The 14,064-nt window shown below is 37.6% G+C and carries 14 protein-coding genes and 1 pseudogene; all 15 read right to left on the minus strand.

The window, feature by feature from the left end:
• Positions 1-8 precede the first annotated feature (8 nt).
• The 15 genes and pseudogenes from NQ546_RS12410 to NQ546_RS12480 all read right to left on the minus strand — a co-directional run bounded on the left by NQ546_RS12410 (position 9) and on the right by NQ546_RS12480 (position 14,064).
• On the minus strand, positions 9-1,037 hold the full coding sequence (locus NQ546_RS12410; protein WP_004290796.1) for a glycosyltransferase: 1,029 nt from the start codon (positions 1,035-1,037) through the stop codon (positions 9-11).
• Entirely contained in the window at positions 1,034-2,149 is a 1,116-nt protein-coding gene (locus tag NQ546_RS12415; protein ID WP_004290795.1) for a DegT/DnrJ/EryC1/StrS family aminotransferase, read from the minus strand. The genes NQ546_RS12410 and NQ546_RS12415 overlap by 4 nt, the downstream gene beginning before the upstream one ends.
• The gene (locus NQ546_RS12420) at positions 2,146-2,583 is read right to left on the minus strand and encodes a sugar 3,4-ketoisomerase (RefSeq protein ID WP_039953355.1); all 438 of its coding nucleotides are present in this window, start codon (positions 2,581-2,583) and stop codon (positions 2,146-2,148) included. Before NQ546_RS12420 ends, NQ546_RS12415 begins: the two co-directional genes overlap by 4 nt.
• Positions 2,584-2,700: 117 nt before the next feature.
• A pseudogene (locus tag NQ546_RS12425) lies at positions 2,701-3,027 on the minus strand (sugar 3,4-ketoisomerase); the annotation flags it as partial.
• On the minus strand, positions 3,011-4,501 hold the full coding sequence (locus NQ546_RS12430) for an oligosaccharide flippase family protein (RefSeq protein WP_004290793.1): 1,491 nt from the start codon (positions 4,499-4,501) through the stop codon (positions 3,011-3,013). The pseudogene NQ546_RS12425 and the gene NQ546_RS12430, both read right to left, overlap by 17 nt.
• Positions 4,498-5,757, minus strand: coding sequence for a glycosyltransferase family 61 protein (locus tag NQ546_RS12435; protein ID WP_004290792.1), 1,260 nt, complete (start codon positions 5,755-5,757; stop codon positions 4,498-4,500). The genes NQ546_RS12430 and NQ546_RS12435 overlap by 4 nt, the downstream gene beginning before the upstream one ends.
• A gap of 1 nt (position 5,758) precedes the next feature.
• Entirely contained in the window at positions 5,759-6,778 is a 1,020-nt protein-coding gene (locus NQ546_RS12440) for a GDP-mannose 4,6-dehydratase (protein WP_004290791.1), read from the minus strand.
• Between the two features lie 5 nt (positions 6,779-6,783).
• Positions 6,784-7,680, minus strand: coding sequence for an NAD-dependent epimerase/dehydratase family protein (locus NQ546_RS12445; protein WP_004290790.1), 897 nt, complete (start codon positions 7,678-7,680; stop codon positions 6,784-6,786).
• Between the two features lie 33 nt (positions 7,681-7,713).
• Positions 7,714-8,622, minus strand: coding sequence for an NAD-dependent epimerase/dehydratase family protein (locus NQ546_RS12450; protein WP_115615916.1), 909 nt, complete (start codon positions 8,620-8,622; stop codon positions 7,714-7,716).
• Entirely contained in the window at positions 8,619-9,695 is a 1,077-nt protein-coding gene (rfbG, locus tag NQ546_RS12455; RefSeq protein WP_004290788.1) for a CDP-glucose 4,6-dehydratase, read from the minus strand. Before rfbG ends, NQ546_RS12450 begins: the two co-directional genes overlap by 4 nt.
• Positions 9,696-10,008: 313 nt before the next feature.
• Positions 10,009-10,266 (minus strand): hypothetical protein, encoded by a 258-nt coding sequence (locus tag NQ546_RS12460; RefSeq protein WP_004290786.1) that lies wholly within the window; start codon positions 10,264-10,266, stop codon positions 10,009-10,011.
• A gap of 85 nt (positions 10,267-10,351) precedes the next feature.
• A complete protein-coding gene (rfbF, locus tag NQ546_RS12465; protein WP_004290785.1) occupies positions 10,352-11,131 on the minus strand; it encodes a glucose-1-phosphate cytidylyltransferase in 780 nt (259 codons plus the stop codon).
• The gene (gene rfbH / locus NQ546_RS12470) at positions 11,128-12,462 is read right to left on the minus strand and encodes a lipopolysaccharide biosynthesis protein RfbH (RefSeq protein WP_004290784.1); all 1,335 of its coding nucleotides are present in this window, start codon (positions 12,460-12,462) and stop codon (positions 11,128-11,130) included. The genes rfbF and rfbH overlap by 4 nt, the downstream gene beginning before the upstream one ends.
• A 12-nt stretch (positions 12,463-12,474) precedes the next feature.
• Positions 12,475-13,566 (minus strand): MraY family glycosyltransferase, encoded by a 1,092-nt coding sequence (locus tag NQ546_RS12475; protein WP_004290783.1) that lies wholly within the window; start codon positions 13,564-13,566, stop codon positions 12,475-12,477.
• A 21-nt stretch (positions 13,567-13,587) separates the two neighbouring features.
• Complete coding sequence (locus tag NQ546_RS12480; RefSeq protein ID WP_004290782.1) at positions 13,588-14,064, minus strand: UpxZ family transcription anti-terminator antagonist; 477 nt, start codon at positions 14,062-14,064, stop codon at positions 13,588-13,590.

Below are 14,064 nucleotides of genomic sequence, written 5' to 3' on the forward strand. Positions count from 1 at the left end.
ACAGATCTTTATTTACGAAAAGAGCGTTTAATAAACTTAAACAGATATAAAGATTCCCCAAACAAACGTCCACCCAATAACATGAACTTATTGTTATAAAACCACAATAACCATTTAGAAAAAGCATCTGGCTTATCGTATTCAAGTTGTTTTAATTTCTGTTCATATATGTCTAGCTCTCCTAGATAAACTGCCAATTTAAACAATTTCCATAGACTATAGCGGATCACTTTAATCATGTCTAAATGTAGTAGTTCAGCAACTAATAACCGATGCCTCAAATATCGAAATGCGAAATCTAATTGTTGTTCAGGAGTTTCAAAATGACAGAGTGAACTGTTCAATACCCGATAGGCTACCATTATTTCCGGAATAAAGCGAAAATAACCAGACATACACATTGAAATATTCAAAATAGTACCCTCACCAGCACTATAAGGAGTTGAAATCAGAGGTTCATATTTTTTACATCCTTGTAGATAGTTTTCTCTTCTAAAGCAGGCAGAACTTCCCAAAGGATAAGATACCTCATCCAATGCGAAAGAAAGAGCACTTTCTTTACCTTTCTTGTTTACAGCCACACTATTCCAATACTTGATTTCATGCAATATCTTTCCAGTCTCATCATCAAACTGTCGGTAACCAGTATAAACAATAGATACATCCTCATTATTTTCCAATATATTTATTTGACGCTGAAGTTTATCCTCAGCAATCCAATAATCATCACCATCTAATGTAGCTATATATTTCCCTCTAGCTATTTTAATGGCATTGATATAATTATAGGTCACCATCAAGTTTATATCATTGAAAACAAGCATGACAGACGATGAATATTTCCTTTGTAATTCACGTAAAAGTTCACGTTCCCCATCATTACTTCCATCATCTGCTATTATCACTTCAAATGAAAAATTGCATTTCTGTGCCAAAACAGAAAGAAGCGTTTTCTCTATAAAACGGACTTGATTATAAGTAGCTATAACAACAGATACTAATGGATAGGATACTAATTCTGAAGAAACTATTATCATAAGGAAGAATTATATCGGTTCAACACGCAAATTATTGTCTCTACCTGTTCATCTGTCAAAACAGAAGATATAGGAATAGAGAGAATTTCCTTCTGGATTTTCTCCGCTACCGGACATGAAATTTGGTTATAGGATTTATAGCATTGTTGCTTATGTACAGGAATAGGATAATGAATAAGCGACTGAATATTGTTTTCTGTCAGATAAGACTGCAGGTGTTCACGATTCTGAGTACGTACAACAAACAAATGAAAGACATGACTATCCGGATTCTTATTCACTATAATCGGCAATTTTATGGCAGGATTTCTTATACTTTCCATATATTGCCTAGCTATTCTTTTACGAATGTTGTTACGTTCGTCAATATACTTCAGTTTTACCGAAAGAAAAGCTGCCTGCATCTCATCCATCCGGCTATTCAATCCTGCATAACCATGAACATAACGCACTACAGATCCGTAATTGGCCAATGCTCTTACAATATGAGCCAACTCCTCATCATTTGTAGCGATAGCCCCACTGTCACCCAACGCACCCAGATTTTTACCTGGATAAAAACTAAATCCAGCCGCGTCACCCAAGTTACCAGTGTGGATGCCATGCCATTTTGCACCGATAGCTTGAGCATTGTCTTCTATTATTTTCAGATTATATTTCTGTTTCAATTCATTCAGTTTATCCGACCAACAGGCTTGACCGTATAAATGTACCACAGTTATCGCTTTGGTATGCGGGGTTATTACTTTTTCTATTTTATCAATGTCTATATTATATGTTTCTTCAGCCGGATCAATAAAGACCGGTTTCAGATTATTGTCTGTAATAGCTAAAACAGTAGCAATATATGTATTAGCAGGGACAATCACTTCATCCCCGTCCTTCATAATTCCCATTTCCTTATAGGCCCGGAATATAAGGCGTAACGCGTCCAATCCATTCCCACAAGGTATTACATATTTGCACCCTATATATTTCTCCAGATTTCCGGCAAAGGTATCATTCCATTTTCCATTCAAAAACCAACCTTCTTCTATAACCTGAGAAGCCATGGATTTTAATTCGTCTGCATATAGGGCATTCACTTTTTGTAAATCCAAAAACTTTATCATGTTCTTTCTATTTTAAAATTCAGATAATCTTCATAATGACGGATATAGTCTTTTTCATTGTAATGTTCGGAAGCCAAAACCAGACATGTAGCTCCTGCCGAAAAATTAACAAGATCACGCCAAATACCAGGAGGTATTAATAAACCATAGTACGGTCTGTTCAGTGTGAAAGTTCTTCTGTTATAACCATCATCCAAAGTTATGTCAAAACTTCCGCCCACGGAAACAATGAATTGCTGTAGCTCCTTATGAGCATGCGCTCCCCTTGATTGCCCACCGGGAATATCATACAGATAATAACTCCTTTTTATGTCAAAAGGGATTGAATGCAGGTTTTCCACTACCGAAAGATTTCCAAGTTCACTTGTATGCTTGTCTAACTCCAGTAACGTGCAATCAAAAACAGAAGTCTTCCTGGCATCATAACATTGCATTGCTAACACCTGCCCTGACAAATCATTTTTTGTCAGAACTTTACTATAGGCACGACCTTGATACACTTTATAATTGTCGATATAGTCGGTCACATCAAAGTAAGTAGACGAAAGCACTAATGCCAGCGAATTTGTGGAGAAATTGCATAATTCCCGCCATGTACCAGCCGGTACGTAAAGACCGTAATAAGAACGGTTCAAAGAAACCGTCTTATTTCCGCCATGCTCATGGAGAATGACATCAAAGCTACCAGACATGGCCACAATAAACTCTTGTGTCTCTATATAAGCATGACCGCCACGAGTCTGACCACCCGGAACATCATAAATCCAATGCGCCCGTTTAATTTCAAACGGAATGTGTCGGAGACTCTCTATGAAAGACAAATTACCACGCTTATCCAAAATTTTGGGTAACTCTATAATCTTACTTTTTTCTTCCATTCAATTTCGATTTTATAAAAGAAGTCAAATCCATTAAAGAGTTAAGTCTATTGTATGAATACAGTCCCACAAGTATACATACACAAAAGTCCAATGTATATATAATCCATGTCACCAACTGAAAAGAATGAAAAATAATGACAGTTACAATCACGACTCCCATCCCAAGCAATTCCAATATAGTCCTGACCTTATAATTGATTTGATATTTGCGATTTATATACCAATAAGAAACAGAGGCATCAAAGATATGTGACAATAGAAATGAAATCCCCAAGCCTTTAATACCCCACACGCTATACAACAGCATATTCATTCCCAAATAGAATAAAGCAGACAATATGGAAAAATAAAAGTACGCTTTAGATTCTCTTTTAGGGATAAGAATACATCCAAAACACCAATTGGGAACTTTAAAAAGCATACCTAATCCTCCCCAATAAATCATCTCAATCATCGGATAAAATTGAGAAGAATACAATATCAATATCATCAATTTTCCAAATATAACAAAGAGAACTATCAATGGAAAAAGGAGTAATATAGACATCTCTATCTGCTGATTGATAACAAGTTCTAACTGATGGTCATCATCAGAGACAGCTGATAATCGTGGAATATAATCCGTACTCATGGCAGTAAATATCATCCCCACATAACCATTCAGGATTGCAAATCCTGCAGAAAAAAGACCGACATCTGTCAATCCCCCATTATTGGATATAAATGTACGTATATAAAAAGACGCTATAAGTGGAAAAAATTCGGCAGCGGAAAAAGCGATACCCGCAATCAATATGTCTTTTGAAATTTCTTTAAATTCTCCTCGTTCAGTTCTTATCTGTACCAGCCTAAGCCTGCTACGATAGAAATATGCACACAGAAAAGTAGATATTGAAAACAGTATTAAAGCAGGAACTATAGCATCAATGCCCAACCAAAAATAAAGAGGTACTGTAATGAAGAGGCTTAAAAAATTACCCCATACATTTGCTTTTGCATAATAATTAATATTACGGCATCCTTTTAAAATCAATAAATTACCATTAGTCAATTGCGTCAAGAGCAACGAAATGGAGAGAAAGGCAAAACTTATAGTAAAGTCTGTATTACCAAATGTCCATTGGCTCAACTGTCGACATAATGATAAACAAACAATTGCTCCCAATAATCCCGTAGTCCAAATACAGCGCTGTAATACATAAAGTACTTTTCCTAAAGTAGTATAGTCCCCTTTCTCATAAGCTGAAGCGATGTTCTTTATTGCACTAAAGGTAATTCCCAAATTGGTAAATCCTGTAATTGTACCGGTTGCAGAGGTTAGCAGTCCCATAATACCCATACCTGCGGGTCCCAATAAAATTGAAATACATTTGTTACGTACTACTGCAATAAGTATATTAAATAGCTGCACGCTACCCAATATGGCTGTTGCCTTGAATACCCCTCTATATTCCCCTCGTTTTTTGCTCATACTGGAATTCCATGATGTTTACAAGCACGTTCTATTTTCTCTAAAGGGATATAATAGGAACAATGGGCAAGATTACCCGTATTTGTATCTTGACCGGTAACCAGCAACATGTCCATACCAAAATATTGTTCATGCATACATAACCAACTTTCAAAAGCTCTGTTATAATTAGTAAACATCAATACTTTTGTTCCAAATTTAGAAAATATCATATTTGAGAATGCACTACTAAAAGGACCTACTATCACCTCCGCATTATTAAATATTCTTATCTTTTCCTCCAAAGAGACCGTATGAGGTTCGAAGATAAAATAGCCTCTGTCTTTAAAATATTGTTCAACCTCATCATTATTGGTTAGATTTCTGTATTTACCATTCTTTCGCGAAAGATATAGTTTGTATTTGGGAGTGGTTTCCAAACCAGAGAGTGAAGATAAATAAGGATTTACCAGATTTTGCTTAATTATATCTGATACAATCTTGGGTTGAACGCTATCTCCGATCTCAACGTAATCTTCATGATCAGTAAATTTACATGGCCTTTCTACATAATATGCAATTGGGGTACGAACAGCCTCATTCTCATTTACAATAATAATCTCTACATTTGTATACTTATTTATTTCTTTATAGATTACTTCTTTAAGCTGATCATCTTTATAATTAGGAACTAAAATAGCCACTCTGCACTTTGCGTCATCCAAAACTAACTGAAGCTGAGATAGTTTAGTAAAATACTCAGATAATGCATGTGACCAAACATGACTATGCACTCCAATTAGAGTAAAAGCCACATCCACATTTATTATTCTATATGGTTTCCTTATATATAAGATATTGTTCTCCCTACGTATCAAAAACTTGTCGCAAGGATAATTTTTAGTAAAATTGTAAGCATAAAACTTATGCCAAATCAATTGATTATTCGTAAGGATAAAATCCGAACTATAAAATAGTGTAGCATTATCAATCTTCCACACTGCTATTTCCGGATATTTCACAATAAATTCTCCAGATTGTATAAAATCAAAGATTTTAAGTGTATGTACCCTTTCCTCCGTTTCAGGTTTAAAAACACCGATTTTAGATGCTACTTGTTCTATAGGTACAATTGGATATCCTTCATATTCTCCATTTTTCAAAGCTATTCGAAAAGAATAATCCCTAAAAAGTGTCTTTGCCTTATCTCCCCAAATAACAATATTCCTATATGAAAATGAGGCACATTTATATACTACGTTGTTTAAAAAAGACATTTCAACAATTTTTTATTAACCAATTAATCATCAAATTCAATCCTTCTTCTTTAGTAGTCTTAGGTTTCCAATTAAAAAAATTCGCAGCCTTATTAATATCAGCCACAAACACCTTTTGGTCACTTTCTCGCCAAGGCAATTGAGTATATTGCATTTTAATGCCCAATTTTTGCTCAAGCAACTTAAACAATTCCAATAACGATAAACTGTTATTTATTCCTCCACCAATATTGAACACTTGTCCGTACGCTTTTTCTACATCCTTTGCGGAAAAGTATAAATTTACAATATCCTCACCGTGAAGCACATCACGTACTTGTTTCCCTGTACCGGAAATTGTAAAAGGTTCTTTTAATGTTCCGTTTTTTATTTCCAAAGCCTTTTGGCAAAACCAGCCTATCCACCCTTGATCATAGGTGGCATGCTGATTACTGCCATACATGGATGAATGGCGGAACACGATTGTCTTTAGACCATAAATACGATGAAAATCTAACAGATACTGGTCTGCACATCCTTTGGAACAACCATAGGGTGAATGGAAATCTAACGATATTGTCTCTGGAAAACCGTTAGGATATTCTTCACAGACATATCGAGTCTTGTCTTCCCTGAAAGACAAATATTCAAAATCACCATATACCTTGTTAGTAGAGGAATATAATATTACCGTATCCGGTGAATATTTGCGGACTGAATCAAGCACATTGAATGTACCAATGGCATTCGTCTCAAGATCAAGCCGAGGGTTGTCTATTGACGTTGTCATTGCAACTTGACCTGCCAAATGAAAAATATAATTGGGTTTTACCGCCTTTATGACAGTTTCCACATCATTTATATTACGTGTATCATAAGGATAATACTTGAATTCCCCTTGAGAACGTAACCAAGTTAAATTCTCATTACTTCCATGACGGAATAAATTATCGATAATAAACAATTCCTCTCCGCGTTTTAAAACTTCAGCAGCCAAGTTACTACCTACAAAACCACAGCCTCCAGTTATTAAATATCTCATATTCTCTATTTTTTCAAATTATCCAATAAACATTCTTTCAATTTAGTTACGCCAATGATACGATTCAATTTCCCTATATCACATCTCAAGTCCATCGCTTCATTCGCACGATAAGGCAAAGCCCCATAGCAGATTTTTGAAGTCGAATGTAGTTCGATTTTATAGAATTCTATAATTTCTCTTAGTGAAATGCTACTCCCACTACTTACATTCACTATTTCTCCCACGCACTTTTCTGAATTATCCAGCAGACCATGAATAGATTTTGCAAAGTCATCCGCATAAATAAAATCACGTTTCTGTTTACATGGGGAGACATTCAACGGTTCACCTTTTTTCAATTGGTCTATTACGTAAGGTATAAATTTACTCTTGTTTTGTCCCGGACCAAAAAGATTGCCGGGACGAACTACCATGACAGGAAAACCATAATTGCGATGAAGCATTATCGATGTATTTGTTGTCAATTGTTTCACTAAAGCGTAAGGAGAATTGGGGTTTTCTCGATTTTCTTCCTTAAATGGAGAATTTTCAGAACCATACTCTTCGGAACTTCCAAATTGGATAAACATTTTCAACCTTTTATCATCTCTAAACCGTTCGAATAAGTTCAACAAAATCTTCAGATTGGAAGATATCAGGATGTCAAAAAGAGACAAATCTCTTTCTGCTGTTACAACAGATGCCAGATTAATTATGAACTCCGGTACAGGATAGTTAGTCGGAACTTTGTCTATAACAAGATCCAATCTACACGTTTGTACCTGAGGATAATTACTGAAAAATTGTGTATCTATATATTTGTCGAATACAGTAATACCATAAAAAGGAGATAAACAACGTACCAGATTTTTTCCTATAAAACCGCTGCCGCCTATCAAATAAAGAGTTTCTTTCTTCATCAGGCAGCAAAGTTTAAGTTAGAACATAAATACTTACAAATTACCCCCCCCCGAATTGTTAAATAAAGCTAATCCATTAAGCGGTTTTACAGAAGGATGCCAATTGGGTAATTGAGAGTAAACTGTAGTAGGGTTCATTACTTCTCTTTTCTTATATGGTCTGCTACCCCAGTTTACTTTAATTTTCTTATCCATCACTTTTTCAAATTCTACCACAATCTGTTTCAAGGTTAATCGGTTACCCGTATACACTCCATAAATTCCATTGGATATATCGTTATTTGTAACAAGATATTCAAAAGCTTTTAGATAAGCGGAACAAACATCCGAGATATGTACTATGTCAAGGTATTGACTACCAGGAGACATATCAATACTTTTATCTGTACCTGCTATTCCTTTCAACAAATTCAATAACTTCGGACGTTGGTCATCTTCGCCATATACGTCAAATAAACGTAGAGTGATAGCACGAAACAAATGGGCATCGACATAATATTGAAGTATTTTCTCAAATGCCTCTTTGGTTGCCGCATACAAATCTACAGGATTATAAATATCCGAATTACAATTCTGCCAATATGAACCGGTACTTACAAATAAACGAGTAGAACTGTATTTCATCGCTTCCAATATTTCTGTTCCAAACTGAATATTGCTCTGGATCAAAATAGAAACTTGCTCCGGCTTATAGTCTGTTATGACTGCTGCCGCCAGATGAAAAACAACCTCCGCATTGACAGACCTGAAATAATTTATCAAAGAATTAATATCATGATCATATTCAAAAATATGTATTTTATCTTTTACATCTTCGATATTAGCATAGCCAAATTCCGGCTGTGATATAATACGAACTTCCCATCCTTGTTCTAATAAATATTTCACCAAATGAGAACCTATATAACCGGTAGCACCGGTAATAATACATGAATGTTTCATTTTTCCAAATATTGATTTATTTCACCCACGCACAACTGATATACTGCTCCGGACTGATATTTCCTATACCAGTCTACCACCAACTTCATGCATTGTTCTATATTCATCCTCGGCTCCCATCCCAACCGGAACTTCGCCTTGCTGATATCCAGCATCAGCAGCTTGGCTTCATGTAACGCATTAGGAACTGAAATATCTATCAGTTCACCACTGCCATAGTTTTTAACTACTTTAGTCGCCACACCCCAAACCGTAGAGATACTTTCCGCCCTCGGCCCGAAATTCCAACCCTCACAATATTTTGTAGGTTCGTCCCACATCTTTTGCGCAAGAAGCATATAGCCACTAAGAGGTTCGAGCACGTGCTGCCACGGACGAATGGCTTGAGGACTACGGATTTCAATAGGTTTGCCCATTTCCAATGCCCTGATACAATCTGGAATAATACGATCCAGCGCCCAATCACCGCCACCTATCACATTACCGGCTCTAACACTGGCTATACTCTTACCATGCTTTTCATATTCTTCTGGATTGAAAAAACTCCTGCGCCACGAAGCAATCGCTATCTCGGCTGCACCCTTACTGCTGGAGTAAGGATCGTAGCCACCCATAGGTTCGTTTTCGCGATAACCCCAAATCTGTTCCTTATTCTCGTAACACTTATCAGTGGTTATCATCACGCTTACTTTAACACTATCCGTAACACGAATTGCTTCGAGAATGTTAATAGTACCCATAACGTTGGTTCGGTAAGTTTCTACGGGTATGTCGTAACTAAGGCGCACCAATGGTTGGGCTGCCAAATGAAACACAATATCCGGGCGGTATTCGCGAAAAATAGCTTTCATCCGTTCACCGTCGCAAATATCGGCACGAATGTCAGCTTTAATCCGTTTTCCGATGCCGGAAAGGACAAAGTTGTCACGTTCACTGAAAGGTTCTTGAGCTACACCTATAACCTCTGCACCAAGCTCATGTAACCAGATGGAAAGCCAGCTCCCCTTGAAACCGGTATGACCAGTGACAAGTACACGCTTTCCATGATAGAAGGCACTGAAAATGTCTATCATGAATAAAATAGAATAAGTAAAATGGATGATTAATGTTGTTTCATCATGGTAGCACGAATGGCCACTATATAAAGAGTACTTTTCGTAAAACGATATACTATACGATATTTTGGATGAAGAAGGAAGCTATAATACTTGTTTTTGATGTAGAATATTGCTCATCCAATAGTCCAATAAACGGGGAATGCGACAATGTAGAAAGACATTATAGACGTCATCAACAAAATGCTGTGTGCTGTATTATTTACTTCACACATATACCATTCCGCCACTTTCTGAATAGTACTCAAAGCTCTTTTACGTACAACGATATTCAGTGTCCCCATTGTGCAAAAAAAGCATTCACTTCTGCCTTTGTAGCATTACCTCCCGATTCCGACAACCGAAGTTCTTCCGCAAACTCTTCATCAGAATAGATACCAGGCATTTCATCTGCATGCAGCAGTACCAAACATTCCTGCAACTTCCTTTCATCAGTAGTGGTATCAAGAGAAGCTATTATCCTATTCTTCAAGCTTTGGAGATAAGGAGCATTATATGCTACTGCTGGTTCGGATACTTTCATTTTCATGGCAACATGCCTTTATTTATTATTAGACAAATAACGGTATTTTATCCGACACTAACAAATATTTCAAATAGTATTGTTCAATTTGTCACCAGACTTTCCAAGGAGCATGATTTCTATCCCACATCTCATTCAACTCCGTATTATCACGAAGTGTATCCATAGGTTTCCAAAATCCCGTATGACGATAAGCATGCATCTTACCATCGCCGGCTATACGTTCCAAAGGAGTACGTTCAAATATAGCCGTATCGTCATTCTCTGGAATATAATCGAACACCTCAGGCTCACAAACAAAATAACCTGCATTAATCCAATTACGGTCGCCATCAGGTTTTTCTTGAAAAGAAAGTACCTTGTCAGTACTCAGGTCTATCTGCAAAGCACCAAATTTACCTCCCGGTTTATATGCTGTCAATGAGAGAATAGCCCCCGATGTTTCATGTACGGCAATAGTATCAGTAATATTCAAATCTGCAACTCCGTCTCCATATGTCAGCAAAAAACGTTCGTTACCAATGTATTTCTGAACCCGTTTAATGCGTCCGCCAGTTTGAGTATTCAAACCTGTATCCACCATGGTTACTTTCCAGTTCTCCGAATGGTTGTCAAGAATTGTAGTGGTATTATTAGACAAATCCACAGTCATATCACTATTATGCCGGAAATAATTGGCAAAGTATTCTTTAATGACATACTGTTTGTACCCGCAACAGATTACAAATTCATTGATTCCATAATGACTATATGTCTTCATTATATGCCAAAGGATAGGTTTCCCACCTATTTCAACCATAGGTTTAGGAATAAGGTTGGTGGCTTCACTCAGACGTGTACCGAGCCCACCAGCAAGTATTACTGCTTTCATTTCACAAACTCCTTGATAGTGGTTATCATATAATCAAGCATCTCATGAGTCATACCCGGATAGACACCTATCCAAAGTGTGTTGTTCATGATAAAGTCTGTACCGTCCAACTTACCGACGACACGAAATCCCTCACCCGAACGACGCATCTCGTCAAAAGCCGGATGCTTCAACAAATTACCGGCAAAGAGATTGCGGGTCTGTATCTTCTTGCTTTCCAGATATTGGGAGAACTCGTTGCGAGTGAATCCCGCATCCGCTTTCACCGAAATCAGAAAGCCGAACCAGCTTGGATTTGAGTTCTTCTGCGCTTCAGGAAGTATCAAACCTTGAGTACCTTCAAGTCCTTGTTTCAAATAAGAAAAATTCTTGCGGCGTGCTTCAACAATTCCATCCAGTTTATCCAATTGCGCACAACCGATGGCAGCCTGCATATCAGTCACTTTCAAATTATAACCGAAATGGGAATAGACATATTTATGATCGTAACCCAAAGGGAGCTCACCGAATTGTCTGGTAAAACGACAACCGCAAGTATTGTCCACACCGCCTACACACCAACAGTCACGTCCCCAATCTCGGAATGAATTCACAATCTTATGCAATTGGGGATTGTTTGTATAAACAGCACCACCTTCTCCCATAGTCATGTGGTGGGGAGGATAAAAACTACTCGTACCTATATCTCCAATTGTACCTGTCTTCTTTTCCTCACCATTAATTATATAAGTTGAACCTAAAGCGTCACAGTTATCCTCTACCAGCCAAAGATTATACTTGTCACAAAAGGACTTTACAGCCTCCAGATTAAAAGGATTACCTAATGAATGTGCAATCATAACAGCTTTTGTCCTGGCAGAGTATGCAGCCTCCAATTGTGTCACATCAATATTATATTCAGGAACAGTGACATCTACAAACACTGGAACAGCCCCATACTGAATACAGGGAGTTACAGTGGTAGGAAAACCGCAAGCTACTGTAATCACTTCATCACCACGCTTGACTTGGCGTTCCCCCAATAAGGGTGAAGTTAGCGCTGAAAAAGCTAACAGATTTGCTGAAGAACCGGAATTTGTCAAAGAACAATACCTTACTCCCAACCATTCTGCAAAGCCTTTCTCAAATTTACGTGCCCATGGCCCGGCAGTTAACCAAAAATCAAGGGAAGAGTCAACCAAATTAACAAGTTCATTCTCATCAAAATAACGCCCTCCATAATTCACAAAAGTCTTACCGGGTTCAAAAGATTTTTCTTGTCCATGAACTTCTGCATAATATTCTTTGGCCAAAGCCAAGATTTGCTGTTTAAGTTCGTCTTTTCTATTCATAAATACAACTTTTTATTTCTTATCTCTCAAATAATCCCACCACAGATTCAGCCCTATCCAAATCACGATATCAGCCACCAGCAGCACCGTATTATTTACATCAGGTACTAACAGAATATTGGCCGCACTAAAAGAACAAGACATGAAAAGCAAACTCAGCATTGCCTTTCTCGGCGACAACCCTATCGCCAGTAATTTATGGTGGATATGATTCTTATCCGGTTCAAAAGGGCTATGTCCCTCACGAATACGGACCAAAACAACACGTACCACATCGAACGCCGGAATAATCATAGTGCTGAAAGCTATGATAAAAGCTCCTTCGGTATACGGCATTATATCCGCATTGTGCTGACTGTACTTTATGGCAAGGAAGCTAAGCGTATAACCTAAAGTAAGGCTGCCCGTATCTCCCATAAAAATCTTACGGGCACGCTCCACACTGCCAAATACGTTGTAATAAAAAAACGGGACAAGCACACCGAAAGTGCCTGCAGCGAGCATGGCATAACTCCAAAGTCCTTTCTCTATAAAAAGAAAAGTGAAAATCAATAATGCCACGCTGCTTAAACCGGAAGCAAGACCATCAATTCCGTCTATCAGATTAATGGCGTTGGTGATGAAAACTACTGTCAGTATGGTGAAAGGTATACCTACATAGACCGAAAGTTCATGTATACCGAATAAACCATACAAATCGTTTATCCAAAGTCCTGACAAAGGAAAAAGGCAGGCACAGAAGATTTGAATAACGAACTTCTGACGATAACGGACGCCAACAAGATCATCAGCAATACCTGTCAGATAAAGTAAAGTCATACCGCAGGCAAATAACAATAACTCCGGTAACAGATAGCTTGCATAAAGTGTTGAAACACTGTCACCTCCTAACAAACGGAAAGTATAAACAAGACAGAAAGCAAATAAGGTGGTGGGGAAAAAAGACACGCCACCTAAACGCGGAATAGCTCTCTTATGTACCTTGCGATCATCCGGAATGTCAAAAAGTTTCTTGCGCAGGGATATCAATAAAATACGCGGTATCAGGATACGGGCGATAACTGCCGATATCAGAAATATCAGAATTATAAAAATGAAGTTCACTACAATAAATGTCAAACAGAATTAATCTATAACCTCAAAAGGATATTGATTCTCTTCTAAATTTCTTAACTCACCGATTATTTCAGTTTGTTCGGAAGTCAATGAAGATATATCCCAAGTATCAATAATGGAATGAGCTTCTTTGGCTAATTCTTCCTCATAAACCTCACCATAGCAGCAGGTAAGCAGGCGAACTTTCAGAAGCGAAACAGGAAGTCTATCAAGAACATTCCAACAACGGTCGAGAAGATGCTGGATATATTGTTGTTTGCGGCCATTATCATAAAAAGTAGCATTTAGGGCTACTAAAATAGAAAGGCAAAGCCTGGCTTCTTCTTCCGGAGTGTCACCTTCCGGAGCGCTATACAGTCTAAGAGCTTGTTCATAAACTTCGCGATTCAAACGGGCGAAGTGGCCGCTGTAAATGGGACTATCGTCCATGCCCAAGTTCAGAAGTTCATGGGCAAGAGTGTACAAAGATGAAACGTGATCGTTCAT

Origin of the sequence: Bacteroides eggerthii, assembly GCF_025146565.1 — a bacterium.
Taxonomy (GTDB): Bacteria; Bacteroidota; Bacteroidia; order Bacteroidales; family Bacteroidaceae; genus Bacteroides; species Bacteroides eggerthii.